Origin of the sequence: Nocardioides psychrotolerans (assembly GCF_943371775.1) — a bacterium.
GTDB lineage: Bacteria > Actinomycetota > Actinomycetes > Propionibacteriales > Nocardioidaceae > Nocardioides > Nocardioides psychrotolerans_A.
The window spans coordinates 1-26,237 of record NZ_CALRWD010000070.1; the positions used below are offsets into that span (position 1 = coordinate 1).

Sequence of the window (26,237 nt, forward strand, 5' to 3'; positions counted from 1 at the left end):
GCGCACGCGTCAGAGCGACTCGACGCGCTTCTTCAGACCCTTCAGCGCGGTGTCGATCAGGATCTTCTCGCCCTTGCGCTTGAGCATGCCGATCAGCGGGATCGACACGTCGAGGGCCAGGCGGTAGGTCACCTCGGTGGAGCCGTTGCCGAGGTCGCGCAGCACGTAGGCGCCGTCGAGGGAGCGCAGCATCTTGCCCTCGACCAGGGTCCAGGTGACCTCGTGGTCGCCGTCCCAGACGTAGGCGAGGGTGTACTCGTCCTTGATCGGCGAGACGTCGAGCGCGAAGAACACCTGCTCGGCGCGACCGCCCTGGGCGGCGCCGTAGGAGGAGCGGACGTCGGAGACCGTGACGCCCTTGGCCCACGAGGGGTAGGCCGGGAAGTCGGCGATGACCGCCATGACGTCGGCCGGAGGGGCGTCGACGACGATGGAGGACGTGGTCTGTTCGGCCATCGTGAAACCCCTTGCTGGCTCCCGGGAGCGTGGGCGGATCGGATGCGCGATGCTACCGGATGGAGGGCGCCGGGTCGGTCGGCGGTAGCCTGCCCTGTCGGTCACATGGCAAGCCCCAGGAGGAAGAGTGCGCGAGTTCTCGACGCCCTTGACGATCGAGATCCCGGCGACGGGCAACCTCACCGACGACGTCGTGGCCAACGCCCGCGACGCCGCGGACGCGGTCACGTTCAGCCGCCCCGGCAGCAACGGCTGGGAGGACGTCACGGCCGCGCAGTTCCTCGCCGAGGTCAGTGCGGTCGCCAAGGGGCTGCTCGCGGCCGGCATCGAGCCCGGCGACCGGGTCGCCCTGATCTCCAAGACGCGCTACGAGTGGACGCTCTTCGACTACGCCATCTGGTTCGCCGGTGCGGTGACGGTGCCGATCTACGAGACGTCCTCGGCCGAGCAGGTCGCGTGGATCCTCGAGGACTCCGGCGCCACGGCCGTCGTCGCCGAGACCCCGGCCCACCTGGCGCGGATCACCGAGGTGCGCGCCGGTCTCCACGCGCTCCACCACGTCTGGTCGATCACCGACAACGCGGTCGGCGTGCTGTCCCGGCTCGGCGAGGACGTCTCCGACGCCGACCTCGAGACCCGTCGTACGACGGCGACGCCGCTGGACCTCGCCACCCTGATCTACACCTCCGGCACGACCGGGCGGCCCAAGGGCTGCATGCTCACCCACGGCAACTTCATGTTCGAGCTCGGTGTCGCGGTCGACGAGCTGGAGGCGCTGTTCGGCGACGAGGAGGGCTCGACGCTGCTCTTCCTCCCGCTGGCCCACGTCTTCGCGCGGATCATCCAGGTCGGGGCGATCAAGACCCGCACCCGCTTGGGGCACAGCTCCGACATCAAGCACCTGCTGGACGACCTCCAGGAGTTCAAGCCCACCTTCATCCTCGCGGTGCCGCGGGTCTTCGAGAAGGTCTTCAACACCGCGTCGCAGAAAGCCACGGCCGACGGCAAGGGCGCGATCTTCGGCCGCGCGGCCGAGACCGCCATCAGCTGGTCACGCGCCCAGGACCCGGGCCGCGGGCGTGCCTCCCTGGCCGTCAAGGCCCAGCACGCGCTGTTCAACCGGCTCGTCTACGCCAAGCTGCGCGACGCGCTGGGCGGCCACTGCGTCCACGCGGTCTCCGGTGGCGCACCCCTGGGCGACCGCCTCGGCCACTTCTACCGCGGCATCGGGCTGACGATCCTCGAGGGCTACGGGCTCACCGAGACCACGGGTGCCCTCACCGTCAACCTCCCCGACGCGATGAAGATCGGCACCGTCGGTCGCCCGATCCCGGGCACGGCCGTGCGGGTCGCCGACGACGGCGAGCTCTTGTTCCAGGGAGGCCAGGTCTTCGCCGGCTACTGGGACAACGAGGCGGCGACGGCCGAGGCCATGGAGCGCGACGGCTGGTTCCACACCGGCGACGTCGGCGAGGTCGACGACGAGGGCTTCGTGCGGATCACCGGGCGCAAGAAGGAGATCCTCGTGACGGCCGGCGGCAAGAACGTCGCCCCGGCGCCGCTCGAGGACCGCATCCGCGCGCACGCGCTGGTCAGCCAGTGCATCGTCGTCGGCGACCGGCAGCCCTTCATCGGTGCGCTGGTCACCATCGACCCGGAGACCTTCCCTGCCTGGGCGACGGCCCACGGCAAGAGCGGCTCCATCGCCGACCACGTCGACGACCCCGACCTGCGCGCCGAGGTCGAGGCGGCCGTCGAGGAGGCCAACAAGGCGGTCTCCAAGGCCGAGTCGATCCGCAAGTTCACGATCCTGCCGGACGACTGGACCGAGGAGGGCGGTCAGCTCACGCCCAGCCTCAAGCTGAAGCGCAACGTCGTCATGCGCGAGTGCAAGGACGAGATCGCGGCGCTCTACCTGCCCTGACACGCCCGGATCTCGCAATTTCGGGTTACCCCACGAGCAACACGCTCCTAGCCCTAAAGTCTGTTGTCGAGCAGCCGAAGTGGCCTGTGGAGGTCACTTCGCTGTGCGGGTGACAGATGGACCGTGCTCCGGTCCTGGTCAGGGAGAGGCACCATCGTTATGGATCGTCGCAGGATTCTCATGGTCGCCGCCGCGGTCGTCGCCGCTCTGGGGGTCGCCCTCGTCTTCCTCTACGCCCAAGGCGCCGAGAACCGCGCCCAGGAGAAGTTCGACACCGTGCAGGTGCTGGTCGCGACGCAGCAGATCGAGAGCGGCGAGACCGTCGCCGCCGCGCTGGCCGCCGGCAAGATCATCCAGTCGGAGGTCACCTCCACCAGCGTCGTGCCCGGCGCGACCGGTGACGGCGAGGTCTTCACCAACCTGGTCGCCCTGACCACGATCTACCCCGGTGAGCAGCTGCTGCCCGCCAAGTTCGGCGCGGCCACCGACGTCGAGGCGACGTCGACGCTGCCCATCCCCGAGGGCCAGCAGGCCATCACCGTCGACCTCGGTGACCCCGAGCGGGTCGCGGGCTTCGTCAACCCCGGCGCCGAGGTGACGATCTACTGGTACGGCCTCGATCCCCGCACCGGCCAGAACGTCGCGCGGATCCTGCACGAGCGGGTCCTCGTCCTCGGCACCGGCTCGACCACGCAGGTCACGACGACCACGACCGAGGACCCCAGCGGCGCGCAGACCGTGGAGCAGCTCCCCCGGACCCTGCTGACCCTCGCGCTGAACCAGAAGGAGGTCGAGCGCACCATCTACGCCGACCGCAACGGCGAGCTCGTCTTCGGCCTCCTCTCCGACAGCAGCAAGGTCGACTCCGACCCCGGCGTCATCTTCGAGAATCTCTTCCGGTGACCTGATGCCCGTCCTCGTCGAGTCCGACAGCCCCACGGCCACCACGCTGCTGACCGCGATGCCTCCGGGCGCCCAGGCGGTCGTCGCACCCGACCGCATGCACGCCTGGCTGGACCAGCACTCCGACGAGTACGTCGTGGTCCTCGGCCCGAGCCTCGACCTCGACACCGCGGTGTCGGTGTGCGAGGACCTGCGGGTCTCCCGCCCGACGATCACGGTGGTGCTGGTGCGCCAGGCACTCGAGACCTCCGTGCTGGCCCGCGCCATGAAGGCAGGCGCGCGTGACGTCGTGCCCGCGGACGACCTGGGGGCCGTCACGTCCGCCGTCGCCCGCTCGCACGAGCTCTTCACCGCGCTGCGCGGCCCCTCCGGCGCCCGGCAGGTCGGTCGGGTCGTCACCGTCTTCTCCCCCAAGGGCGGCGTCGGCAAGACCACGATGTCGGTCAACCTGGCGCTGGCGCTGACCGAGCGCGGTGCGCGCCGGGTGTGCCTGGTCGACCTCGACCTCGCCTTCGGCGACGTCGCCATCACCATGCAGCTCTTCCCCACGCACTCGATCGAGCAGGCGGTGGGCTCCGAGGACTCCATCGACATCGCGATGCTCGACGGGCTGCTCACGCGCCACCACGACTCGCTGATGGTGCTGGCGGCGCCGTCGCACCCCGACGTGCGCGACCGGGTCAGTGCCGCGCTGGTGCTCCGGGTCCTGCGCACGCTCAAGGAGAGCTTCGACTACGTGGTCGTCGACACCGCTCCGGCCTTTGACGACGTCACCCTGACGGCGCTCGAGGAGAGCGACGAGTGCGTGATCGTGGCGACCCTCGACGTGCCGACGCTCAAGAACGTCAAGGTCGCGATGGAGACCCTGGAGATGCTCGACATCGCGCGGGGGCACCGGCACCTGCTGCTCAACCGGGCCGACGACCTGGTCGGCATCAGCACCGACAAGGTCGAGGCGATCCTCGGGATGAGCATCGCGGCCCAGGTCGCCACGTCCATCGACATCGCCGCGTCCACCAACGCCGGCAACCCGATCGTCAGCGAGAAGCCCCAGCACCCGTCCAGCGCCGCGATCATGGGACTCGCCGGCCGCCTGGCCGGTGTGCCGGTCTCCGCCCCGGCCGGGGGCGACGCCGCCCCCGCCCTGGTCGAGGAGCCGGTGCGCCGTGGACGCTTCAGGAGGAAGCGGTGACCGCTCATGAGTAGCCTCTCCGACCGGCTGGCGGCAGCCCGCCGGTCCAGCGCGACCGGGTCCGAGCCCGTCGAGGGAGCGGCCGCGCCCGAGACCGCGACCGACCCGGCGACCGACACGGCCACCGGCACCCTCAGCCTCGACCCCGCCGGCGCGGCCGCCGCGGTCGCCGCTGCCGCGCGTCGCGTCCCCCCGAAGGCCGCAGCGCCGACGCCGGGACAACGTCGTACGCTCGCGGTGTCGCAGCACGACCGCATCGAGGAGCTCAAGTCCAGCGTCCACGTCGAGCTGCTCAAGCAGCTCGGCCCGCACCTCTACGACGCCGACATGGACCAGAACGAGCTGGACCAGCGCGTGCGCGCGGTGCTCGCCGACGTGCTCGGCCAGCAGGACCGGCCGCTCAGCGGCAGCGACCGGGCCCGCGTCACCCAGGAGATCAGCGACGACATCCTCGGCTACGGCCCGATCGAGCCCTACCTGCGCGACCCCGACGTCTCCGAGGTCATGGTCAACGGGCCCGACAGCATCTGGCTGGAGAAGAACGGCCGGCTGCAGCCCGCCGACGCGACCTTCGCCGACGAGGCCCACCTGCGGCGCACGATCGACAAGATCGTGTCGCGCATCGGTCGTCGCGTCGACGAGTCCAGCCCCATGGTCGACGCCCGTCTGCCCGACGGCAGCCGCGTCAACGCGGTCGTGCCACCCCTGGCCGTCGACGGCTCGGCGCTGACGATCCGCAAGTTCGCCACCGATCCGCTGACCGTCAGCGACCTGATCACCTTCGGGTCGCTGTCGCCGCAGACCGCCGACTTCCTCGACGCCTGCGTGCGCGGACGCCTCAACATCATCGTCTCGGGCTCCACGGGCGCCGGCAAGACGACCACCCTCAACGTGCTGTCGTCCTTCATCCCCGACGACGAGCGCATCGTGACCATCGAGGACGCCGCCGAGCTCCAGCTCAAGCAGGACCACGTGGTGCGCCTGGAGTCACGGCCCTCCAACATCGAGGGCAAGGGCGCGGTCACGATCCGCGACCTGGTCAAGAACAGCCTGCGCATGCGACCCGACCGGATCATCGTCGGCGAGGTGCGCGACGCCTCGGCGCTCGACATGCTCCAGGCGATGAACACCGGTCACGACGGTTCCATCTGCACGCTGCACTCCAACGGACCCCGCGACACGCTCTCGCGCATGGAGACGATGGTGCTGATGGCCGGGATGGACCTGCCGGTGCGCGCGATCCGCGAGCAGGTCGCCTCCGCCGTCGACCTGGTCGTGCACCAGACCCGCTTCAAGGACGGCTCTCGGCGCATCACCCACATCACGGAGGTGGAGCGCATGGAGGGTGACGTCATCACGCTCCAGGACATCTTCGTCTTCGACAACAGCGCCGGCTTCGACGGCGAGGGCCGCACGCTCGGGCGCCTGCGCTCCACCGGGCTGCGCCCCAAGTTCCTCGAGAAGATGGCCTACTCCAACGTCACCGTCGACCCGATGCTCTTCCACACCGACCGGATCTAGGCCCTGATGCCCCGTCGATCGCCTCGCCTCCGCTCCCTGCTCCCGACGACCCTGGTCGCCGGGCTGCTGGTGCTGCTCGCGGCGACCGGTGCACGGGCAGCGGACGGGACGATCGCGCACGCCGAGCCGACCTCGTCCGGGCTCCAGGTGCTGGTCTCGGTCCCCGCGGACGTCGACGTCGACCTCGCCGACGTGACCGTCACCGTCGACGGCACCAGCGCCGACGCCGCGGCCGCGCCCGCCGCGAGCGCGACGCAGGTCCGACGCACCGCCGTGCTCGCGATCGACACGAGCAACTCCATGAAGGGAGACCGCTTCGTCTCGGCCAAGGCCGCGGCCCTGGCCTTCCTCGACACGGTGCCCGACGACGTCTACGTCGGCATCGTCAGCTTCGCCGCCGAGGTCACCGCCAGCCTGGCACCCACCCAGGACCGCGCCGCAGCGGTCGCGGTGGTCGAGGCCCTCGGGCTCACCCAGCAGACCCGGCTCTACGACGGGGTGCTCGGCGCCGTCGCGATGGCCGGCAGCGAGGGGCAGCGCTCGCTGCTGGTCCTCTCCGACGGCGCTGACACCAGCACCACGCCTCTCGACTCCGTCACCCGCTCCATCAGCGACGCCGAGATCCTGGTCGACGTCGTGTCGCTCGGGCAGCGCGGCGACGCGGTCGCCGCCCTCGAGGAGCTCGCCGCCGCCGGCGAGGGACGGGTCATCGCCGCCACCCCCGAGGCGCTCCAGGAGACGTTCTCGCAGGAGGCCGACGTCCTGGCCCGCCAGGTCCTCGTCACCGTTCAGGTGCCGTCGTCGGTCACCGCGGCCCAGGCCCAGGTCGAGGTCACGCTCGGCACGTCGACCGGACCCGTCGTCGCGGCCGCCTTCACCACGGTGCAGGGCGAGGTCAGCACCGCTGGCCCGAGCTCCTCGTCCGACGGCGGTTGGACCCCCGGCGCCTGGGTCAAGTACGCCGGCATCGCGGTCTTCGCCCTCGGCCTGGCGCTGCTCCTGCTCCTCCTGGTCCCCCGCCGCACCCGGCCACTGTCGGTCGAGGAGCGTGTCTCGCTCTACACCGCGCGCCCCGGCGACGCCACGGCCACCAAGCCCGAGTCGGAGCAGCCCCTGACCCAGGCCAAGGAGGCGGCCGCCGAGATGCTGCGGCGCAACAAGGGCCTCGAGGACCGGATCAGCCTTCGCCTCGACGCCGCCGGCAGCGAGCTCAAGGCATCGGAGTGGCTGCTCGTCCACGCCGCGATCTTCGTCACCGCCGGGCTCGTGGGACTGCTGCTCGGCCGCGGCAGCCTGCTGCTCGGCATCTTCTTCCTGTTCCTCGGTGCCGTCGGCCCGTGGGTCTACCTCGGGCTGCGCAAGAGCCGTCGTCGCAAGGCGTTCAACTCGCAGCTGCCCGACACGCTCCAGCTGATGTCGGGCTCGCTGTCCGCCGGCCTCTCGTTGGCCCAGTCGGTCGACACGATCGTGCGCGAGGGCAACGCGCCGGTCTCGTCGGAGTTCAAGCGGGTGCTGGTCGAGACGCGGCTCGGCGTCTCGCTGGAGGACGCGCTGGAGGGCGTGGCCGAGCGCTTCGAGAGCAAGGACTTCGCCTGGGTGGTCATGGCGATCAAGATCCAGCGCCAGGTCGGGGGCAACCTCGCCGAGCTGCTCAACACGGTCGCGGCCACGATGCGTGAGCGCGAGTACATGCGCCGCCAGGTCGCCGCACTGTCCGCCGAGGGCAAGCTGTCGGCGTACGTCCTCGGTGGCCTGCCGCCGCTGTTCCTGCTCTACCTGCTCGTGGCCCAGCGGGACTACGTGATCGTGCTCTTCACCGACCCGCGCGGGTGGCTGATGCTGGCCATGGCGGGCGCCCTCCTCGGTCTCGGGGCGTTCTGGATGAGCAAGCTCGTCAAGGTGGAGGTGTGACATGACATTGCTGCTGGTCATGGGCGTGATGCTCTTCGTCGCCGCCATCGTCCTCATCGGCATGGCCATCGGTCCGGCGCGTCCCGAGGGCGGGGTCACCCGCTCGCTGGCCCTGATCCAGGCGATGGACAGCGCGCCGCAGGAGATGACCTCCGAGCTCGACCGGCCCTTCGGCGAGCGGGTCCTCGAGCCGCTCCAGGCGAGAGCCCTCCGGATGGGGCGAAGGCTCACCGGGGCCGACTCCGCCGAGCGGGTGCGCCGCAAGCTCGACTTCGCCGGCAACCCCCGCGACTGGAGCGTCGATCGCGTCGTCTCCGGCAAGGTCATCGGCGCGATCGCGTTGGCCGTCGTCGGGCTGGCCCTCTCCCTGGTCCTCGGGGTCGGGCTGCCACTGCGGCTGCTCATGACCCTCGGCGGCCTGGTCCTGGGCTTCTTCGTGCCCGACCTCTACCTCTACCAAGCCACCTACGACCGCTCCCAGAAGATGGAGCGCGAGCTCCCCGACGCCATCGACCTGCTCACGATCAGCGTCGAGGCCGGCCTCGGCTTCGATGCCGCCCTCCAGCAGGTGGCCCGCAACACCGAGGGACCGCTCGGCGAGGAGTTCTCCCGGGTGCTGCGCGAGATGCAGATCGGCCAGGGCCGCTCGGGTGCCCTCCGCGCGTTGTCGGAGCGCACCACCGTCCCCGACGTGAAGGCCTTCGTCAGCGCCATGGTGCAGGCAGACGCCTTCGGCATCCCGGTCGCCTCCGTGCTGCGGGTGCAGTCGTCGGAGATGCGGGTCAAACGCCGTCAGCGCGCCGAGACCAAGGCGCAGCAGGTGCCTGTCAAGATCACGGTGCCTCTCATCTTCTGTATCCTGCCTTGTCTGTTCATCGCGGTCATGGGGCCGGCCGTCATCAGCATCCTGGACAGCTTCGGTTAAAGGGGTCGGCATGCGCGCACGGCAGCTCAACCGCCTGACGATGGCTGCGCGCTTCTTCGTCCTCGCGGCGATGACGGGTCCCGTCATCTACAGCGAGGACCCGGTCGCCATGCTGACGCTGCCGGCCTTCGCCCTGCTGTGGGCCGTCATGCAGGTCGTGACCCACCGGGGGCGCTACAACCCGCTGGTCTCGATGATCGAGTCCCTCGCCGTCGGGGCCCTGTGCGGCATCGCCCTCGAGTCCACCCTCGGGGTGCTGGCCGCCATGGCCGTGCCGCCCTTCATCGCCGGCCTGCACCGCGGACTGTCGGGTGTCGCCTTCTCCGCCTCGGCCCAGCTCGCCGCGGTCGTCGGCGTCGCCTACCTGGTGCTCGAGGGAGACCTCACGGCCGAGGTCAGCCTCGGAGCCTTCACGTGGACCGTGACCAGCATCGGCGTCGGCTTCGTCGCGACCTTCGTCCGCTCCACGTTGCTGGAGGACCCCGACCCCGTCGGTCCCTACCGCTACGCGCAGAGCCTGCTGCGCGAGCTCATCGACCTGTCCGCCGGCCTCAGCTCCGGCCTCGACGTCAACTCGATGGGCGGCGCGATCCTCAGCGGGGTCCGCGACCAGCTGCCGACCGAGGTCCTGGTCCTCTACGTGCCCCGCGGCGAGACGCTGATCCCGCTGATCACCGAGTCGACCGACGCCATCGAGGGGTTCGAGGACGCCGAGCGGCTCGCCGCCGAGTCCTGGGCTCGCTCGGTCACCGTCACCGAGGACCGCACGTTCGCCTTCCCGCTCGGAGACACCGCCGTCGTCGCCGGCACGTTGTCCGAGCGGGTCGACAAGGGGCTGCTGTCCGGGATCGACGACGTCGTCGACAGCCTGGCCGGTCGTGCCGTCCAGTTCGACACCGCGCTGCTGTTCACCGACTTCCGCGACGCGGCCACCGCCGACGAGCGCCGACGGCTGGCCCGCGAGATGCACGACGGGATCGCCCAGGACATCGCGTCCCTGGGCTACGTCGTCGACGCCCTCGCGGCCCGACCTGCGTCGCCCGAGCAGGCCAAGCAGCTGGCGATGCTCCGCGACCGCATCTCGGCGGTCGTCGCCGAGGTGCGCCAGTCGGTGCTCACCCTGCGCACCAGCGTCGGCGAGAGCGAGAGCCTCGGGGCAGCCGTGGGCTCCGTGGCCCGACACCTCAGCGAGGTCTCCGGTGTCCCCATCACGGTCACGCTCGACGAGCACACCACCCGCCTGCGCGCCGAGATCGAGGCCGAGCTCTTCCGCATCGCCCAGGAGGCGATGAACAACGCGGTCAAGCACGCCCAGGCCACCTCGATCGACGTGGTCTGCCAGGTCTACGCCCCCCGCGCGCGCATCACCGTCTCCGACGACGGCCTCGGGCTGCAGCAGGCCCGCAGCGACTCGCACGGCCTCAAGATCATGCGCGAGCGGGCCGAGCTGATCAGCGCCGACCTCACCATCTCCGACAACCCCCACGGGGGGCTGACGGTCTCGGTGGAGGTCGGCGGCTCCGGCGCGATCCCGTCGCGGCCCGGCGCGTCGACCGCGACCCCGACTTCTGACAAGGTGAGCGCATGAGCGACGGCCCCATCCGCATCCTGCTGGTCGACGACCACGAGCTGATCCGCAACGGCCTGGCCGGGGTGATCGACCTCGAGGACGACATGAGCATCGTGGGCGTCGCCGCCACGGTCTCCGAAGCCCTCAGCAAGTACGACGCCCTCTCCCCCGACGTCGTCATCGCTGACCTCCAGCTCCAGGACGGCACCGGCCTCGACATCGTCCGCACGGTCCGCAAGAAGAGCGACACCGCCGGCCTGATCGTGCTCACCATGCACTCCGGCGACGACCAGATCTTCGCGGCCATGCAGGCCGGCGCCTCCGGCTTCGTCGGCAAGGACGCCCCGTCGTCGGAGGTCGTCAAGGCCGCCCGCCACGCCGCCGTCTCCCCCCGGTCCTTCGTCTGCACGGGCCTCGTCGGCGCGATGATGCGCCGCCAGGCCTCGGAGTCGACCAAGCTGACCGATCGCGAGCACGAGGTGCTGCTGCTCCTCGCCGACGGCCTGGGCGCCTCCGCCATCGGCGACAAGCTCTACCTCAGCGAGTCCACGGCCAAGTCCCACATCGCCCGGATCTATCAGAAGCTGGGCGCCTCCAACCGCGCTCAGGCCCTCGTCACCGCCATGCGGATCGGGCTGCTGTCGAGCATCTCGCCGACCGAGCGCTAAGCACAACTTCCACGAATACCCAGGCAGGTATGGGCAAACTCATCCTTCCTGGGGTGGGGCTAGTCAATTGTGACTAGTGGGGTTGATCTCTTAGCAGGATCCGGCCACCATCCCCCTCCCACCATGATTCTGGGTGTGCGGTCCTCTCCCTGTGGACCACCGATCCTTCGCTTTAGGAGCTCCCCATGATCACGTACCTCCGCGCTCTCCTCGACGCCCGCCTCTCCGCCATGGAGGAGCGCGGCGCCTCCGCCGTCGAGTACGGCCTGCTCATCGCCGGCATCGCGGCGCTCATCGTCGTGGCCGTGTTCGCGCTGGGCCCGGTCGTCCGAGACGCATTCTCGGAGACTTGTACTGCGATTGACGCAACTGCTACCTGCAGCTGACGAACGCTCTGCTTCGGGAAGCCGTGCTTGACATGCTTTGTTCCCGGCGCGCAGATCGCGGAAGATCATCAAGTCTGGGGGCGTCCAGTGTTGAATACGGACTCCTGATCTCCGGGATTGCGGCCGTGATTGCGGTTGCCGTTTTCGCGTTCGGCGGTCCAGTCAAGTCCCTGTTTACAGACACGTGTGATGCTGTCGACGCTCAGGCCACTGTGTCCGCCTCCTGTTGATCGGCTACACCCCTCGGTCCCCGATGAGAACTGGCCCTCGCCGGCCGGATCACAGCGACTACCCGTCGCCCGCGATCCGCTCGGCGAGGGCCATTCTCATGAGTCCCTTGGGATGGCTGCCGAACCAGAACTGCGTGAGCGCCCACGGCGTCGGGTCGGCCAGCGACCGCAGCATCAGCTGCGTCTGCATCCCGATGAACGCCTCAGCATCTCCGGTGGTGCGCAGCGCATCGACGTCGGCGCGGGTCTCGACCTGACGGCTGATCGTGTTCTGCACCGGAGCGCTCACCAGCGTCCCGAGAGCGAGCAGCGCCAGGACCAGGGGCACGACCGCAGGGTCGGCCAGCCCAGGGTGGCCGCGGCGTCGGAGCCCCCCGAGCGCCAGGGACAGCAGCCCCACTCCCACCAGCGTGCCGGCCACCCCGAGCACCGTTCCCACGACGACGTCGTTGTGACGTGCATGTGCGAGCTCGTGCGCCACGACCGACAGCGCCTCCTCGCGCGGCAGGCCGTCGACGAGCGTGTCGTAGACGACGACCCGCCGCGTGCTGCCGAAGCCGGAGACGTACGCGTTCAACGTCGTCGTGCGACGGGACGCATCGGCGACGAGCACGTCACCGACCTGCACGCCTTCCTCGTCAGCGAGCTGCATGATCTCCGTGCGCAGCGGACCGTCCGGCAGCTCCCGGAAGTCGTTGAAGAGCGGCTCGATCAGCAGCGGGTAGACGAACGACCCGAGCAGCACCAGCAGCCCCAGGACGGCACCGGCGACCGCCGGCCATGCGCGGCGCCAGCGACGGGCGCACGCCATGAGCGCGACCAGTCCCAGCGACGTGGCGACGATGCTCACCAGCTCACCCTTGACGAGGTCGACGGCGAAGCTGCCCCAGGCCTGCGTCGAGAGACCCACCTCGAGCTGCTCGCGTCGCAGGAGCACCGCGAACGGCAGCGTGATCACCCGGCGCAACACCTCCACGAGTGCGACCGCCAGGACGACCTGGATCACCCACGGGCCAGGCAGCCGGGAGAACCACCGCCGGCCTCGAGCACTGAACGCGAGCCACAGGGCGACGAGCAGCGACACCACCAGCGAGCCATAGCTCAGCGTCCGGGCCCACCGCGAGTAGTCCTCCGCTCGAGCGACCTGGTCAGCGGTGAAGACCGCGCTCGGATCCAGCGGTCGGAGGTCACCCCCGGGCACGGGGTTCCACGGCACCAGCAGCGCTGCGAGCGCCACGAACACGAAGCCCCCCACCATCACGACACCGAGGGCGGTCCTGCGATCCGGGCTCGTCACGCCGCCAAGTCTGACAGCCGGGTCCGCCAGGCCCGGACGAGCTGCTGCTCGTCCCACGAGAACGTCTCCCGCAACGCCGCGTCCACCGCCGCTCCGTCCTTGACGCTGTCATAGAACCGCACGAGCGCGTCCTCACCCCCGCGCTCGACCAGCACGCGGCAGGCGATCCAGGCCGCCTCGTAGGCCGCTCCGGCATGACCGGTCGTCGCGTCGAACTCCGTGAGCCCTGGCAGGGTGGCCGGGAGACCGTCATCACGCACCTGCTCGATCACCTGCGCCGCCGTGCGGCTGTCGGGCAGCGGCACGTCGCGCAGGGCGACGTAGTCGGCGAAGCCCTCCAGCAGCCACTGCGGCATCGAGCGCGTGGCCGCGGCGTCGGTGGCGACATGCGCCGCCTCGTGGGTGATGACGATCTGCGCCCCCTGCGCCCGGAGGCCGTCGAACTGGCCGGGGTTGATGAAGACGTGCACCGGTGCCCCCGGTGCGCTGGACAGGTCGGGGTTGGCCGTCACGGCAGCGATCCCGGAGTAGGCCCCCGGCTCGGCGTCGAGGGTCCGGTCGAACTGCTGCTCGGTGGCCGGCACCTCGAGGACCAGCGGTCCTCGCCACTGCGGCAGCACCCGGCGTACGACGGGGAGGGCGGCACGTCCTCGGGCGAGGTAGCGGTCGGCCGATCGTGCCACGGCGGCACCTGTGCCCTCGGCCAGCACGAGCACGTCCGAGGTCTGCCGGACGGTCGCGGGACCAGCGAGCCAGAGCGGGGTCACCCGGTCCCCACCGCCGATGTCGATGATCGAGGTCTCTCCGCCGGCACTGGCGAAGCGCACCAGGACCTCGGCCCGCGCGGGGCCGGGGTCGAAGCCGCCGAAGGCCCAGGCGGCGTCCACGGCCGCTGTCCAGGTGCCGTCGGCGCCGATGGCCCCGGACACGTCGATGAAGCGCAGGGCGAAGTCCTCGACGTCGAGGGCCTCGGCGTTGGTCGCGACCGAGCCCAGCAGCTCCACCGCCACCGTGTCGTCCTCGGGGGCCAGCGCCGCTGCGGCTGCGGCATCGCGGCCCTCGACCGCCTCGACGAGCAGGCTGAGCGCCCGCGACGCCTCGGCCGGGCTGACCCGAGCCTCGGCCTGCCCGGGACGAGGCGCGACGTAGGTGTCGGACCCGCCGACCGACCAGGCGACGAGACCCGCCGCGACGAGCACCAGCAGCGAAAAACCGGCCACCCACCAACGTGGGCGACCGGTTCTCGGGGTGGGTGCGTCAGCCAGGACGGACCGCGCCGACGTAGGGCATGGAGTAGAGCTCGGAGACCTCGACCCCCGAGCTCGGGTTGGCGGCGTGCACGATCATGCCGTTGCCGATGTACATGCCGACGTGGCTGATCGGGCTGTAGTAGAACACCAGGTCGCCGGGCTGCAGGTCGCTCGACGAGACGCGCGAGCCGGAGCTGTACTGCATGGAGGACGAGTGCGGCAGCGCGACGCCCGACTGAGCCCAGGCCATCATGGTCAGGCCGGAGCAGTCGAACGCGCTGGGGCCGGCGGCGCCGTAGACGTAGGAGTCACCGACCTGCGCCATCGCGTAGGCGACGGCTGCGGCGGCGCGGCCCGAGGCCGGGACGTCGGAGGGCACGGCGGTCGACCCACGGGAGAGGATCGCCGCGCGCTCCTCCTCCTTCAGGTCCTCGAGCAGACCCTCCGCCTCGGCGAGGTTGTCGTCGATCGTGGCCTTCTCGGCCTTGAGCTTCTCCTCGGTCGCGGCGACCTGGCTCAGGCGCGTGTTGGTGGCCGACTGGCGGATGTCGAGGGCCTTGACCTCGGTCGCGTAGTCATCGAGCAGCGCGTCCTGGTAGTTGTCGTAGGTCGACATCGTCGAGAGCTGCGAGAGGAAGGCGCCGGGGTCGTCGGAGACGAAGACCTCGCCGACCGCGGAGATGCCCTGTCCCTCGAACTGGCGCAGGAGCGAGTCCTGGACCTGCTCGCGGACGTCGCCGAGCTCGGCGTCCTGGCGCTCCTGGTCGGCACGCAGGGAGTCGAGGTCTCGCTGGAGCGCGTCCAGCTCGATCTTGGCGTCGTTGTAGCGCTCCGAGGCCTGCTCGGCCTCGTGGTAGAGCCGGTCGACGCGCGCCTGCACGTCACTGATCTCCGGCTCGGCCTGCGCCGACGTGGTGGGGACGAGCCCGATGGCAGTGGCCATCGCGAGGGCCGAAAAGGCCGTGATGAGTCGCTTCCGCACGAGCGGGCGGTCTCCCTTGCGTGTCGTACGCCTACCGGGTGAGCTGACGGGTTCAGGCACGACTTGCCTTACTCCCGCTCCAGCCACGCAGTCCTGCACGTGACGCCTTGCGGGAGATCCACCCCAGATGAGTTGGTTCCCCGGCTCCCGGACGCCCGAGGGCGACCCAGAACTCGACGCGGCCTTCGCGCGGACCCTGGTGGCCCACTTCCACGAATGCCTGAGGGGTCAGGTTAGTCGCCGCCCCACCGCCTGGCCAACTCCGGTCTCAGGCCGACTCGACGTGCGGGGTCACCACCGACTGGACCAGACGCAGGGGTGGGACCAGCCCCCCGGCGGCAAGCACGTCGAGCGCTCGTCGTTCGTCGTCGTCGAAGGTCAGCTCGGGCGGCGGCCCGAGCAGCACGGTCACCACACAGTCGTGGCATGCGAGGCCGCGCACCACGCAGGTGTCGCAGTCGATTCTCGTTGTCATGCCCACCAGGCTCGCAGGGCCCACCGACAGTGACCCCGACGTCATGGCGGCGTCGTCCCAGAGCCCCCTCAGGAGGGGTCGGTCGCGGGGTCCGCGTCGTTGCGCGCGACCAGCTCGATCGCGTCGCTGCGGCCGCACCAGCGGCACGTCACCATGTCGACGTCCTCGCCGAGCACCTCGACCTCCTCGACCCGGTGCTCTCCCGCGAGGTCGAAGTGCCAGAACTCCTGCGTACGCCGTGTCCGCGTCACGTCGAAGCGCGTCAGGTTGCCGCAGCCACCACAGCGCCAGCGGTGGGCGGCGTCAGGAAGCGAGGTCACCCACCGAACGATAGCCGCGCAGGCGAACGGCGCGCCGATCGACTGAAGTCGACCCGCACGAACGCGCGCGCCACCCATACTTCTCCGCAAGCCCCCAGCCGACACCGAGGACTCGTCGTGAACCGCCCCCCTGGATCCGCTCGTCCACTCAAGAGCCGTCCGTGGTTGGTGACGCTCACGGGGCTCGGGATTTTCATCCTCTACGCCGCCACGACCGCACGCGACCGGGTCGTCAACGACGTGCTCTCCGCCTCCCTGGCAGCCTGGCGGATCGGCACCACGGGTCAGCCCTGGTTCGACGACTTCCCCCTCGACGAGATCCCGACGGGTCCCGACCAACAGCTCTGGACCGGCGTCGCAGGCAACGGTCACGTCGCGGTCTTCCGCTCCCCCGGGGCCATCGCCGTCGGCGTGCCTGGCTATGTGTTGCGGCGCCAGGGCGGGACCGATCCGTCCGACTTCTCGCTGCTCCCAGGCGCCCTCACGGCGGCACTGCTCGCCACCGTGACCCTGTTCCTCCTCTGGCTGGTGCTCCGCCTCCACATGTCCGACGGCGTCGCCGCCCTGATGGTCCTCACCCTTGGGCTGACGACTCCGATGTGGACCGTCAACGCCAACAGCCTCTGGACCCACAGCCTCACGGTGATCGGGATCGCCGGGATGTCGTGGGCGACCACACGTGAACGGTGGTGGTTGGTCGGCGTCTTCGGTGGTCTCGCCCTGTGGGGACGCCTGCACATGGCGCTCGTCGTCGCGATCCTGGGTCTGGGCCTGGCCCTGTGGCGCCGTCGTCCGAGGATCGCCCTCGAGGTCGGCATCACGAGCGTGTCCTTCATGGTCCTCGCCGCGGCTTGGAGCCGCTGGATGTACGGCGAGTGGAGCCCCCAGGGCCCTTATCCCTCAGGCCCGGCGTACGCCGGCGCAGCAGCCGACAAGTCGCTCACCGACCACCTGGTCAACCAGCTGGGTCTCTGGGTCTCGCCCGACCGCGGGATCCTTGTCTGGACGCCCCTGCTCCTCGTGCTGGCGCCGGCCGTCTTCCGCTCCTGGCGCTCGCTGCCCGACTGGACCCGCGTGCTCGCTCTGGCAGGCGTCGCCTACACCCTGGTCCAGGGCTTCCTGAACCTCTTCCCAGGCGGCTCCGGCTTCTACGGCTACCGGCTCACGCTCGAGCTGCTCGTCTGTCTCTTCCCGGCGTTCGCCATCGCGGCGACACGGATGCGTTCGTGGGAGTGGTGGGTGGCCACCCCGGTCATCGGTGTCCAGCTCGGCGCAATCTCGTTCGGAGCGTTCGCCGAGGGCTACTTCCTCCGCGACGACCAGTCATGGACTGACAACTCCCTGGCACTCGCCCTGCGCACCTTTCCGATCCCGGTGGTGACGTGGCTCGCGCTCTGCCTCGCACTCGTCCTCCTCGCCGCACGGATCGTCGGTCAGCACGCGCGAGCCAGGCACGTGCCGGAGACTGCCGACGCCTGACTCGTCCGTCCGCGCGGCTCCACCCCACTGTCGGTGCCGCGCCCTACGGTCATCGACATGAGCCACGCGGTGCACCCCTCCCGCTGGGAGTCCCAGCGGAGCTTCGACGAGCTGGGCCGTCCGCTGCGCGACATCACCTTCACCGTGGTCGACCTGGAGACCACCGGCGGCTCGGCGGCCGCAGGCTCGATGATCACCGAGATCGGCGCGGTGAAGGTCCGTGGTGGCGAGGTGCTGGGCGAGTTCCAGACCCTGGTCAACCCGGAGACGCAGATCCCTGCCTTCATCGCCGTCCTCACGGGCATCACCAACTCGATGGTCGTCGACGCTCCCCCGATCGAGTCAGCCCTGCCTGCGTTCCTTGAGTTCGCCGCCGGCACGGTCCTGGTCGCCCACAACGCGCCCTTCGACGTCGGGTTCCTGCGTCACTTCTCCGAGGCCCAGTCGCGCCCGTGGCCGGCGTTCGAGGTGGTCGACACCGCCAAGCTCGCCCGCCGGGTGATCACCCGCGACGACGCTCCCAACTGCAAGCTCTCCTCCCTGGCCCGCGCGTTCGGCGCGACCACCACGCCCAACCACCGGGCGCTCTCCGATGCTCGGGCCACCGTCGACGTCCTCTACGGGCTCATGGAGCGGCTCGGCACGCAAGGAGTGCACACGCTCGAGGAGCTCCAGACCTACTCCTCGCGGGTCTCAGCCACCCAGCGCCGCAAGCGTCACCTCGCGGACGGCCTTCCTCACTCGCCGGGTGTCTACCTCTTCAAGGACGACGCCTCCCGTGTCCTCTACATCGGGACTTCGCGCGACGTGCGCACCCGCGTCCGTTCCTACTTCACGGCCTCCGAGACCCGCTCCCGCATGGGCGAGATGGTCCGCCTAGCCTCGACCGTCCAGGCGATCGAGTGCGCGACACCGCTGGAGGCCGAGGTCAGGGAGCTGCGGTTGATCGCCGAGCACAAGCCGAGCTACAACCGGCGCTCGCGCTTCCCCGAGAAGGTCACCTTCGTCAAGCTGACCAGGGAGGCCTGGCCTCGTCTGTCGCTGGTAAAAAAGGTTCTCGACGACGACGCCGACTACCTCGGCCCCTTCGGCTCCCGCTCGATGGCCGAGAAGTGCCTCGCGGCCCTCCACGAGACGTTCCCGATCCGTCAGTGCACCGACCGCCTCGCGCTGTCCCCGTCACGCTCGGCGTGCGTGCTGGCCGAGCTCGGACGCTGCCTCTCCCCCTGCGACGGCAGCGTCGACCACGACTCCTACGCAGCAGTCGTGCGCCAACTCCGCGACACCCTCCTGCGGCACCCCGACCAGGTCGTCGAGCTGGTCAGCCACCGCATGGCGGCTCTGGCCGAGGACGAGCGCTTCGAGGAAGCCGGCGTCCATCGCGACCGGCTGGCCTCCTTCGTCCGCGCCGCCGCCCGCACTCAACGTCTGACATCGCTCACCCGGTGTCCAGAGGTGGTCGCAGGCCGACGCGAGGAGGACGGTCGGTGGGTGGTCCACGTCATGCGCTACGGACGCCTGGCCGCGGCTGGCGTGATCCCCCCCGGCGCAGACGCCCTTGCGTTCGTGGCCTCGCTGAAGGACTCGGCCGAGACAGTGCTCCCCTCGCACGGCCCGCTCCCGGCGGCCACGGCAGAAGAGACCGAGCGGCTGCTCCGCTGGTTGGAGTCCCCGACCATCCGGCTCATCGAGGTAGACGGCGAGTGGACCTGCCCGGTCCAGGGAGCCACCCGGCTGCTTGAGGGGGCACTAGGCTCGCGTCCATGATCACCGCCATCGTGTTCGTGAAGGCCGACGTCGCTCGCATCCCGGAGGTGGCTGAAGCGATCGCCGCCCTGGATGGTGTGAGCGAGGTCTACTCCGTGACCGGCCAGATCGACCTGATAGCGCTGGTCCGGGTCCGCAACCACGACGACGTCGCGACCGTCGTCGCCGACCAGCTCAACAAGGTCCCAGGCGTCACCGACACCGAGACGCACATCGCGTTCCGGGCCTACTCGCGGCACGACCTGGAGTCGGCGTTCTCGCTCGGGCTGGACTGAGTAGCCTGCCGGGATGACCTGGCTCGCAGACCACTGGCTCGACGTCCTCGGCTGGGGCGGCAGCGCGCTGCTGGTGTTCTCCCTGCTCCAGGCGCGGGTGCTGCGCTTCCGGACGCTCAACCTGGTGGCGTGCCTGATCCTGCTGGTGTTCAACGCCTTCCTCGGCGTGTGGCCGATGGTGGGGATGAACGCCGTGCTGGCGGTGATCAACCTGGTCTTCATCGTGCGCCTGACCCGCGAGCGGCACGACGAGGCGGCGTTCGAGGTGGTGCAGGTCGGGCTCGACGACGAATACCTCCGGCACGTCCTGAGGACGCACGAGGCCGACATCAGGAAGTTCCAGCCCGACTTCGGCACGCGGCCCGACGAGGGTCAGCACGCCTTCGTCATCGTCAAGCTCGACGAGACGGTGGGAGTGGTGCTGCTGCGCGGCGACGGCGACACCGCACGGATCGAGCTCGACTACGTCACGCCGAAGTATCGCGACTTCTCCCCCGGCGAGTTCGTCTGGCGCCGCAGCACCGTGCTCAAGGACCTGGGCTACCACCATGTCCTCACCTCACCGCAGATGGTGAGCGCCTACTACGAGCACGTCGGCTTCCGTCCCCACGGTCGCGAGTTCGTGCTCGACCTCTAGGTCGGACGCAGGAGCAGCCTCAGGCGGACGACGCAGCGATCCACCGCTCGAGCGTCGCCGCGGCAGCGCCGGAGTCGATGGCCTCGCGGGCCCGGTCGATGCCGAGCGCCAGCGCCTCCTGGGGCGACATCCCCGGGTTGTCGTAGACCGCCAGCGCCGCGCCAGCGTTGAGCAGCACGGCGTCACGGGGGGCGCCGGCCTCACCCGCCAGCACCCGTCGTACGACGTCCGCGTTGTGCTCAGGACCGCCACCCCTCAGCGCCTCCGCGGGCGAGAGCGAGATCCCGTGCTCGCGTGGATCGACCGTCGTCGTCGTGACGACGCCGTCATGGACGACCCACACCGACGACGTGGTCGACACGGTGAGCTCGTCGAGACCGTCGTCGCCGCGGAAGACCCAGGCGTCGACGGCGCGGCGCGCGAAGACGCCGGCCATGAGCTCGGCCTTGCCGTCGTAGGCGCAGCCGATGGCCTGCGCGCCGGGGCGAGCGGGGTTGGCGAGCGGGCCGAGCAGGTTGAAGGTCGTGCCGATGCCCAGCTCACGCCGCGGCACCGCGGCGTGGCGCAGGGCGGGGTGGAAGGCCGAGGCGAAGCAGAAGGTGATGCCGGCGGTCTCGACGACCTCGACGACCCGCGCCGGGGGGAGGTCCAGGCGCACCCCGAGCATCTCGAGGACGTCGGCGGTGCCGGACTTGGACGAGGCCGAGCGGTTGCCGTGCTTGACGACCTTCGCCCCGGCGCCGGCCGCCACGATCGCCGACATGGTCGAGATGTTGACCGACATCGACCGGTCGCCTCCGGTGCCCACCACGTCGAGGGTGCGGCCGGGCACGCTGATCGTGGTGGCGACGGCGTACATCGCCTCGACGAGGCCCAGGACCTCCTCGATCGTCTCGCCCTTGGCCCGCAGCGCGACCGCGAAGCCGGCGATCTGCGCCTCGGTCGCCTGGCCGTCGAGGATCTCGCCCATCGCCCAGCCGGTCTGGTCGGCGGACAGGTCCTGGCCCGCCACGAGGGCAGACAGGACGTCGGGCCACGTGGTCATGTGCGGTCTTCCGGGAGGGAGGTCAGGCAGGCACGCGAGCGCGCAGGAGCGCGATCACGGACTCGGCCAGCTGGATCGGGTCGATGGGGTGGGGCACGGCGGCCTCGGCCCGCGACCAGGTCGCCAGCCAGGCGTCCTGCGGCCGGCCGGTCAGCACGATGACCGGCGGGCACTGGTAGATCTCGTCCTTGAGCTGCTTGGCGATGCCCATGCCGCCGGCGGGGACGGCCTCACCGTCGAGGATCACGAGGTCGATGTGACCCGCGTCCATGTTCTGGATGACGACCGGCTCGGTGGCCACCTCGACGTAGGTCAGCTCGGGCAGGTCCGGGTGGGGTCGACGTCCCAGGGCCAGGATCACCTGCTGCCGCACGTTGACGTCGTCGCTGTAGACCAGGACCTTGAGCTTGCGGTTCGTCGAGTCGCTCATGCTCGGCATGCTATCCCTCGCCGACGGCCCGGGCCCATGTGACGTCCAGCATGCTCTCAGGTGGCGTCGCTACCGTCCCCCGCATCATGGACCTCCAGACTCTCGTCAACTTCGGCCTGGTGCTGCTCTTCGTCATCGTCGGTGGTGTCTTCGCCGCCACCGAGATCGCCCTCGTGTCGCTGCGCGAGAGCCAGCTCACCCAGCTGGAGCGCTCCGGCAGCCGCGGCGCCAAGGTCGCCTCGGTGGCGCGCAACCCCAACCGGTTCCTCGCCGCGGTCCAGATCGGCGTCACCGTGGCCGGCTTCTTCTCGGCGGCGTACGGCGGATCGACGCTCGCGCCCGACGTGGCGCCCTACCTCGTGGACCTCGGCCTGCCCGACGGAGCCGCCGACACGGTGGCCCTCGTGGTCATGACGCTCCTCATCGCCTACCTCTCCCTCGTGCTCGGCGAGCTCGTGCCCAAGCGGCTCGCCCTGCAGAAGTCGGCGCCGTTCGCCCTGGTCGTCGCACCGCCGCTGGACCGCTTCGCGACCGTGATGCGTCCCTTCATCTGGGTGCTCTCCCTGTCCACCAACGCCCTGGTCCGCCTGCTCGGAGGCGACCCGACCGCCGCCAGCGAGCAGCTCTCGGAGGAGGAGGTGCGCGACATCGTCTCCACCCACGAGGCGCTCGGTGAGCAGGAGCGCCAGATCCTGGGCGACGTGTTCGCGGCCCGGCAGAGCACGCTCAAGGAGACGATGCGACCGCGCAGCGAGGTCGCGTTCATCGAGGCGGCCACACCGCTGCGCGAGGCCATCGACTTCGTGCGGGCCCGCCCCTTCTCCCGCTACCCCGTGATCGAGGGCGGCTTCGACCACGTCACCGGCTTCCTGCACGTCCGCGACCTGCTGGACCTCCAGCCCGAGGACGCCCGCGTCGTCCGCGACCTCCAGCGCGAGGTGCTGATGCTGCCCTCGACCAACCTGGTCCTGCCCGCGGTCGCCACGATGCGCCAGGGCGGCACGCACCTGGCGGTCGTCGTGGACGAGTACGGCGGGACCGACGGCATCGTCACCCTCGAGGACCTGGTCGAGGAGATCGTCGGGGAGATCCGCGACGAGTACGACTCCCCCGAGCGCGGCGACACCGACCTGCCCGGCTCCACCATCGTCGACGGCGGACTCACCATCGAGGACTTCGCCGAGCGCACGGGGGTCGAGCTGGCCGACGGCGACTACGAGACGGTGGCGGGGTTCGTGATCGCCCGCCTCGGCCGGATCCCCGAGGTCGGGGACGCCACCGTGGTCGACGAGGTGCGGCTCGAGGTCGTGGAGATGGCGGCCCTGCGGGTCACCCGGATCGAGGTCACTCGCCCCGAGTGAGGGCCTCGCGGGCCTCGCGGTCGGCGCGCGCCTCACGGCGCTCGGCCAGGTCGAGGCGGCGGTCCTCCCGCTTGGCCTCCTGCATCGACTGGCGCACCCACTGGGCGAACAGCACGGCGAAGAACGTCAACCCCACCAGGTCGCCCGCGCCCCAGAGGATGCCCCCGGCCAGCTGCTGGTCGTCGAAGGGGTCCGGCAACCACGCCCCCATCGGCCCGTCGGCGAGCGAGGGGTAGTGGTCGCCGCCGAGCAGCGTCTCCTGCCCCATGATCGTGACGCCGAGGAACGCGTGGAAGGGCAGGGTGAGCACCGTCAGCAGCACCCGGAACGGGTAGCCCACGCGCCCGGGCAGCGGGTCGATGCCCATCAGCGGCCAGAAGAAGAGCGTCCCGACGGCCACGAGGTGCACGTGCATCATCTCGTGGACGTAGACGGAGTCGAGCGAGGCGTCGTACCAGCCGGAGAAGTAGAGCGCCCACGGCGAGATCACGTAGAGAAGGAATGTCAGAGGCGGGAAGGACAGCACCTTCGCCACCCGCGAGTGGAGCAGGACGAGCAGCCAGCGCCGCGGTGCGGCGGGAAGCGTGCGCAGGGCCAAGGTGATGGGCGCGCCGAGCGCCAGGGCCAGCGGCACGACCATCGACAGCACCATGTGCTGCACCATGTGCATGCTCAGCAGGGTGGTGTCGTAGGCGGCTAGACCAGACGACGTGGCGATGTAGAAGGCGCCCATGCCGACGCCGACGAAGGCGATCGTGCGACCCACCGGCCAGCGGTCACCGCGTCGACGCAGCGTGACGACGCCCAGGAGGTAGAGCCCCACCCCCCACACGGTGATCACGAGGGGAAGGGGCGCCAAGGACCACTGGGTGAAGAAGCCCGCGAAGGTGGGCGCCGGCAGGGTCTCGGAGCCCGAGAGAGCGGTCATGATCAGCGGTCCGGACACGATGTGAAGTTTATGACCCTCTTAGTGAGGGGGTCGGGGTGCCCTCAGCACCAGGTGCCAGACATAATGAACGCGTGGCGACGACTGCTCCAGCACCTATTCCGGCATCACGACTTCACGGGCACCACGACCGCCCGAGCATGGTCGCGGTGGGGACGATCATCTGGCTCTCCAGTGAGCTGATGTTCTTCGCCGCCCTCTTCGCGTCGTACTTCACCATCAGGGCGGTGAGCACGGACCTCTGGGCCCAGAACACCGAGGTGCTGAACGTCCCGTTCGCGGCGATCAACACCACGATCCTGGTGCTCTCCTCCCTGACCTGCCAGCTGGGCGTCTTCGCCGCCGAGCGCGGCCAGGTCGGGCGCAAGGGCTCGGTCTTCAGCCTGAAGGGCTGGGGCCTGCGCGAGTGGTTCATCCTGACCTACGTCATGGGCGCGATCTTCATCGCCGGACAGGCCGTGGAGTACGCCGAGCTGATCCAGGAAGGCATCACGATCCCGGACTCGGCCTACGGCACGATGTTCTACCTCACCACGGGCTTCCACGGCATCCACGTGACGGGCGGCCTGATCGCCTTCCTCTTCGTGCTCGGCCGCACCTACATCGCCCGCAGGTTCACCCACGAGCAGGCGGTCAGCGCGATCGTCGTCTCGTACTACTGGCACTTCGTCGACGTCGTGTGGATCGGGCTGTTCGCCACGATCTACCTCATCAAGTGACCCGCAAGGACTCCCACGTGCGCCTCCTGAACCGAACCGCAGGTCGTCTCTCCCGGCACCGCCGGGGTCGCCTGGCCGGCCTCGTCCTGATGCTCCTCGGCCTCGTCCTGACGGGCAGCCTCTACTCCGCGTTCGCGCCGGCCCAGGCCGGCTCGGCGGAGAGCAACGACGCCCTCGTCGCCGAGGGCCGCGAGCTCTTCCTCGTCAGCTGCGCCTTCTGCCACGGCAAGAACGGCGAAGGCGTCGTGACGGCCAACGGCACGCAGTACGGCCCCCCGCTGGCCGGTGTCGGCGCCGCAGCCGTCGACTTCCAGGTCGCGACCGGCCGCATGCCGATGGCCCAGCCGGGTCAGCAGAGCGCGGTCAAGCCGCGGGTCTTCGACGAGGAGGAGACGGCCGCCCTGGCGGCGTACGTCGCCACCTTCGGCCCCGGCCCTGCCATCCCCAACGAGAGCGACTACAGCCTCGAGGGCATGAGCGACGCCGACCGCGAGGAGGCCATCTCCCGCGGTGGCCAGATCTTCCTGACCAACTGCACCGCGTGCCACAACTTCAACGGCAACGGCGGCGCCATGCCCCGCGGTGGCCAGGCGCCCAGCATCCTCAACACCACCCCGGAGCACATCTACGAGGCGATGTTGACCGGTCCTGGCAACATGGACTCGTTCTCCAACGGCAATCTCTCGCCCGAGGAGAAGCGCGACGTGATCGCCTACATCGAGACCATCCGTGACCAGCCCGAGTACGGCGGGTTCGGCCTCGGCGGGCTCGGTCCCGTCAGCGAGGGCCTGTTCGGCTGGGTCGTCGGGGTCGGCGGTCTGGTCGGGTTCGCCATCTGGATCGCGGCCCACACCACGCGCACGACCAAGCAGCCCACGAAGGGAGCGGACGCGTGAGCGACGCACACGACGACAAGACCCCGGTGAAGACTGAGGGTCCTGGCACGGGCAACGTCCCCGCCATCGCTGACCCGGGGCTGCCGCCACACCAGTGGCGTCCCACCGACGTGGACGAGCGGCTGGCCAAGCGCGCGGAGCGCCAGGTCGCGTCGATGTTCATGCTGTCCTCGGTCTTCGTCCTGCTCTTCATGGTGTCCTACTTCACCCTGAAGGTCGGTGACAACCACACGACGTTCGCCGGGTTCGGCGCCTCCAACATCGCCTTGGGCTCCACGCTGGGCATGGCCCTGCTGCTCATCGGCGTCGGCATCATCCAGTGGGCCCGCAAGCTCATGGGCGACCACGAGATCGTCGAGATGCGCCACCCGGCCCGCTCCTCCGACGAGGACCGTGAGGGCACGCTGGAGGCCCTCAACCTCGGCCTCGAGGAGTCCGGGATCGGTCGTCGCCCGCTGGTGCGCAACTCTCTGCTCGGCGCGGTCGGCCTGCTCGGCCTCCCGGCCGTGGTGATGCTGCGCGACCTCGGCCCGCTGCCCGGCGACAAGCTCTACTCCACCGTCTGGAAGCCGCGCATGCGCATCGTCCGCGACGTTGTCGGCACCCCGATCAACGTCGCCGACATCGAGATCGGCGACCTCGTCAACGCCGAGCCCGAGATCATCTTCGCCG

25 protein-coding genes, 1 pseudogene and 1 riboswitch are annotated in these 26,237 nt (G+C 70.2%); of the genes and pseudogenes, 17 read left to right on the top strand and 9 right to left on the bottom strand.

Annotated features, from left to right (window positions below):
- Positions 1 to 9: 9 nt before the first annotated feature.
- A complete protein-coding gene (locus AAG827_RS17225) occupies positions 10 to 456 on the bottom strand; it encodes an SRPBCC family protein (RefSeq protein ID WP_341927417.1) in 447 nt (148 codons plus the stop codon).
- A gap of 127 nt (positions 457 to 583) precedes the next feature.
- Here AAG827_RS17225 and AAG827_RS17230 point away from each other — a divergent pair, with 127 nt between their 5' ends.
- The 9 genes from AAG827_RS17230 (at position 584) to AAG827_RS17270 (ending at position 11,456) form a co-directional block, all read left to right on the top strand.
- Positions 584 to 2,380 (top strand): AMP-dependent synthetase/ligase, encoded by a 1,797-nt coding sequence (locus AAG827_RS17230; protein ID WP_341927418.1) that lies wholly within the window; start codon positions 584 to 586, stop codon positions 2,378 to 2,380.
- A 180-nt stretch (positions 2,381 to 2,560) separates the two neighbouring features.
- Positions 2,561 to 3,283, top strand: coding sequence for a Flp pilus assembly protein CpaB (gene cpaB, locus AAG827_RS17235; protein WP_341927419.1), 723 nt, complete (start codon positions 2,561 to 2,563; stop codon positions 3,281 to 3,283).
- A 4-nt stretch (positions 3,284 to 3,287) separates the two neighbouring features.
- Positions 3,288 to 4,475: an AAA family ATPase gene (locus tag AAG827_RS17240; RefSeq protein WP_341927420.1), complete on the top strand. Its 1,188-nt coding sequence runs from the start codon at positions 3,288 to 3,290 to the stop codon at positions 4,473 to 4,475.
- A 6-nt stretch (positions 4,476 to 4,481) separates the two neighbouring features.
- Positions 4,482 to 5,996, top strand: coding sequence for a CpaF family protein (locus AAG827_RS17245; protein ID WP_341927421.1), 1,515 nt, complete (start codon positions 4,482 to 4,484; stop codon positions 5,994 to 5,996).
- Between the two features lie 6 nt (positions 5,997 to 6,002).
- Positions 6,003 to 7,907: a type II secretion system F family protein gene (locus AAG827_RS17250; RefSeq protein ID WP_341927422.1), complete on the top strand. Its 1,905-nt coding sequence runs from the start codon at positions 6,003 to 6,005 to the stop codon at positions 7,905 to 7,907.
- Position 7,908: 1 nt separating this feature from the next.
- A complete protein-coding gene (locus AAG827_RS17255; protein ID WP_341927423.1) occupies positions 7,909 to 8,832 on the top strand; it encodes a type II secretion system F family protein in 924 nt (307 codons plus the stop codon).
- Positions 8,833 to 8,842: 10 nt separating this feature from the next.
- A complete protein-coding gene (locus AAG827_RS17260; protein WP_341927424.1) occupies positions 8,843 to 10,420 on the top strand; it encodes a sensor histidine kinase in 1,578 nt (525 codons plus the stop codon).
- Positions 10,417 to 11,070 (top strand): response regulator transcription factor, encoded by a 654-nt coding sequence (locus tag AAG827_RS17265; RefSeq protein WP_341927425.1) that lies wholly within the window; start codon positions 10,417 to 10,419, stop codon positions 11,068 to 11,070. The genes AAG827_RS17260 and AAG827_RS17265 overlap by 4 nt, the downstream gene beginning before the upstream one ends.
- Before the next feature lie 185 nt (positions 11,071 to 11,255).
- Positions 11,256 to 11,456 carry a Flp family type IVb pilin gene (locus AAG827_RS17270; RefSeq protein ID WP_341927426.1) on the top strand — a complete coding sequence of 67 codons (201 nt, stop codon included), beginning with the start codon at positions 11,256 to 11,258 and terminating at the stop codon, positions 11,454 to 11,456.
- Positions 11,457 to 11,744: 288 nt separating this feature from the next.
- Here the strand turns inward: AAG827_RS17270 and AAG827_RS17275 are convergent, their stop codons facing one another.
- The 5 genes from AAG827_RS17275 to AAG827_RS17295 form a co-directional block, all read right to left on the bottom strand.
- A complete protein-coding gene (locus tag AAG827_RS17275; protein WP_341927427.1) occupies positions 11,745 to 12,983 on the bottom strand; it encodes a M48 family metalloprotease in 1,239 nt (412 codons plus the stop codon).
- Positions 12,980 to 14,203, bottom strand: a complete 1,224-nt coding sequence (locus AAG827_RS17280) for a hypothetical protein (protein WP_341927428.1) — start codon at positions 14,201 to 14,203, stop codon at positions 12,980 to 12,982. The genes AAG827_RS17275 and AAG827_RS17280 overlap by 4 nt, the downstream gene beginning before the upstream one ends.
- Positions 14,204 to 14,240: 37 nt before the next feature.
- A complete protein-coding gene (locus AAG827_RS17285; RefSeq protein ID WP_341927429.1) occupies positions 14,241 to 15,176 on the bottom strand; it encodes an NlpC/P60 family protein in 936 nt (311 codons plus the stop codon).
- Positions 15,177 to 15,228: 52 nt separating this feature from the next.
- Positions 15,229 to 15,404, bottom strand: a riboswitch (cyclic di-AMP (ydaO/yuaA leader).
- 79 nt (positions 15,405 to 15,483) lie between these two features.
- Entirely contained in the window at positions 15,484 to 15,690 is a 207-nt protein-coding gene (locus AAG827_RS17290) for a hypothetical protein (RefSeq protein WP_309646980.1), read from the bottom strand.
- 68 nt (positions 15,691 to 15,758) lie between these two features.
- Positions 15,759 to 16,010, bottom strand: a complete 252-nt coding sequence (locus tag AAG827_RS17295) for a hypothetical protein (protein ID WP_341927431.1) — start codon at positions 16,008 to 16,010, stop codon at positions 15,759 to 15,761.
- 117 nt (positions 16,011 to 16,127) lie between these two features.
- Here AAG827_RS17295 and AAG827_RS17300 point away from each other — a divergent pair, with 117 nt between their 5' ends.
- Genes AAG827_RS17300 through AAG827_RS17315 form a run of 4 tightly spaced genes read left to right on the top strand, consistent with a single transcriptional unit; the run spans position 16,128 to position 20,168 of the window.
- Positions 16,128 to 17,489 (top strand): hypothetical protein, encoded by a 1,362-nt coding sequence (locus tag AAG827_RS17300; RefSeq protein ID WP_341927432.1) that lies wholly within the window; start codon positions 16,128 to 16,130, stop codon positions 17,487 to 17,489.
- 57 nt (positions 17,490 to 17,546) lie between these two features.
- Entirely contained in the window at positions 17,547 to 19,256 is a 1,710-nt protein-coding gene (locus AAG827_RS17305) for a DEDD exonuclease domain-containing protein (RefSeq protein ID WP_341927433.1), read from the top strand.
- Complete coding sequence (locus AAG827_RS17310; RefSeq protein ID WP_341927434.1) at positions 19,253 to 19,531, top strand: Lrp/AsnC ligand binding domain-containing protein; 279 nt, start codon at positions 19,253 to 19,255, stop codon at positions 19,529 to 19,531. The genes AAG827_RS17305 and AAG827_RS17310 overlap by 4 nt, the downstream gene beginning before the upstream one ends.
- Before the next feature lie 13 nt (positions 19,532 to 19,544).
- Positions 19,545 to 20,168: a YgjV family protein gene (locus tag AAG827_RS17315; RefSeq protein ID WP_341927435.1), complete on the top strand. Its 624-nt coding sequence runs from the start codon at positions 19,545 to 19,547 to the stop codon at positions 20,166 to 20,168.
- A gap of 19 nt (positions 20,169 to 20,187) precedes the next feature.
- Here the strand turns inward: AAG827_RS17315 and trpD are convergent, their stop codons facing one another.
- Positions 20,188 to 21,213, bottom strand: a complete 1,026-nt coding sequence (gene trpD, locus AAG827_RS17320; protein WP_341927436.1) for an anthranilate phosphoribosyltransferase — start codon at positions 21,211 to 21,213, stop codon at positions 20,188 to 20,190.
- A 22-nt stretch (positions 21,214 to 21,235) separates the two neighbouring features.
- Positions 21,236 to 21,643: a hypothetical protein gene (locus AAG827_RS17325; RefSeq protein ID WP_309647476.1), complete on the bottom strand. Its 408-nt coding sequence runs from the start codon at positions 21,641 to 21,643 to the stop codon at positions 21,236 to 21,238.
- A gap of 86 nt (positions 21,644 to 21,729) precedes the next feature.
- Between AAG827_RS17325 and AAG827_RS17330 the strand changes: the two genes are divergently transcribed.
- On the top strand, positions 21,730 to 23,004 hold the full coding sequence (locus AAG827_RS17330; protein WP_341927437.1) for a hemolysin family protein: 1,275 nt from the start codon (positions 21,730 to 21,732) through the stop codon (positions 23,002 to 23,004).
- On the opposite strand, the gene AAG827_RS17335 is transcribed toward AAG827_RS17330, so the two are convergent.
- The gene (locus tag AAG827_RS17335) at positions 22,988 to 23,950 is read right to left on the bottom strand and encodes a cytochrome c oxidase assembly protein (protein ID WP_341927439.1); all 963 of its coding nucleotides are present in this window, start codon (positions 23,948 to 23,950) and stop codon (positions 22,988 to 22,990) included. The genes AAG827_RS17330 and AAG827_RS17335 overlap by 17 nt on opposite strands.
- Before the next feature lie 98 nt (positions 23,951 to 24,048).
- Between AAG827_RS17335 and AAG827_RS17340 the strand changes: the two genes are divergently transcribed.
- The 3 genes and pseudogenes from AAG827_RS17340 to AAG827_RS17350 form a co-directional block, all read left to right on the top strand.
- Complete coding sequence (locus tag AAG827_RS17340; protein ID WP_341927440.1) at positions 24,049 to 24,669, top strand: heme-copper oxidase subunit III; 621 nt, start codon at positions 24,049 to 24,051, stop codon at positions 24,667 to 24,669.
- Positions 24,670 to 24,758: 89 nt separating this feature from the next.
- A complete protein-coding gene (locus AAG827_RS17345; RefSeq protein ID WP_341927441.1) occupies positions 24,759 to 25,565 on the top strand; it encodes a cytochrome c in 807 nt (268 codons plus the stop codon).
- Positions 25,562 to 26,237, top strand: a pseudogene (locus tag AAG827_RS17350) (ubiquinol-cytochrome C reductase); the annotation flags it as partial. The gene AAG827_RS17345 and the pseudogene AAG827_RS17350, both read left to right, overlap by 4 nt.

Excerpts from the sequence above, each read along its gene's own strand:
- cpaB (WP_341927419.1), top strand. The coding sequence starts at position 2,561 with ATGGTCGCCGCCGCGGTCGTCGCCGCTCTGGGGGTCGCCCTCGTCTTC.
- AAG827_RS17310 (WP_341927434.1), top strand. The coding sequence starts at position 19,253 with ATGATCACCGCCATCGTGTTCGTGAAGGCCGACGTCGCTCGCATCCCG.
- AAG827_RS17270 (WP_341927426.1), top strand. The coding sequence starts at position 11,256 with ATGATCACGTACCTCCGCGCTCTCCTCGACGCCCGCCTCTCCGCCATG.
- AAG827_RS17240 (WP_341927420.1), top strand. The coding sequence starts at position 3,288 with ATGCCCGTCCTCGTCGAGTCCGACAGCCCCACGGCCACCACGCTGCTG.
- AAG827_RS17250 (WP_341927422.1), top strand. The coding sequence starts at position 6,003 with ATGCCCCGTCGATCGCCTCGCCTCCGCTCCCTGCTCCCGACGACCCTG.
- AAG827_RS17245 (WP_341927421.1), top strand. The coding sequence starts at position 4,482 with ATGAGTAGCCTCTCCGACCGGCTGGCGGCAGCCCGCCGGTCCAGCGCG.
- AAG827_RS17345 (WP_341927441.1), top strand. The coding sequence starts at position 24,759 with ATGCTCCTCGGCCTCGTCCTGACGGGCAGCCTCTACTCCGCGTTCGCG.
- AAG827_RS17285 (WP_341927429.1), bottom strand. The coding sequence starts at position 15,176 with ATGGCCACTGCCATCGGGCTCGTCCCCACCACGTCGGCGCAGGCCGAG.
- AAG827_RS17255 (WP_341927423.1), top strand. The coding sequence starts at position 7,909 with ATGACATTGCTGCTGGTCATGGGCGTGATGCTCTTCGTCGCCGCCATC.
- AAG827_RS17315 (WP_341927435.1), top strand. The coding sequence starts at position 19,545 with ATGACCTGGCTCGCAGACCACTGGCTCGACGTCCTCGGCTGGGGCGGC.
- AAG827_RS17330 (WP_341927437.1), top strand. The coding sequence starts at position 21,730 with ATGGACCTCCAGACTCTCGTCAACTTCGGCCTGGTGCTGCTCTTCGTC.
- AAG827_RS17290 (WP_309646980.1), bottom strand. The coding sequence starts at position 15,690 with ATGACAACGAGAATCGACTGCGACACCTGCGTGGTGCGCGGCCTCGCA.
- trpD (WP_341927436.1), bottom strand. The coding sequence starts at position 21,213 with ATGACCACGTGGCCCGACGTCCTGTCTGCCCTCGTGGCGGGCCAGGAC.
- AAG827_RS17305 (WP_341927433.1), top strand. The coding sequence starts at position 17,547 with ATGAGCCACGCGGTGCACCCCTCCCGCTGGGAGTCCCAGCGGAGCTTC.
- AAG827_RS17225 (WP_341927417.1), bottom strand. The coding sequence starts at position 456 with ATGGCCGAACAGACCACGTCCTCCATCGTCGTCGACGCCCCTCCGGCC.
- AAG827_RS17260 (WP_341927424.1), top strand. The coding sequence starts at position 8,843 with ATGCGCGCACGGCAGCTCAACCGCCTGACGATGGCTGCGCGCTTCTTC.
- AAG827_RS17325 (WP_309647476.1), bottom strand. The coding sequence starts at position 21,643 with ATGAGCGACTCGACGAACCGCAAGCTCAAGGTCCTGGTCTACAGCGAC.
- AAG827_RS17265 (WP_341927425.1), top strand. The coding sequence starts at position 10,417 with ATGAGCGACGGCCCCATCCGCATCCTGCTGGTCGACGACCACGAGCTG.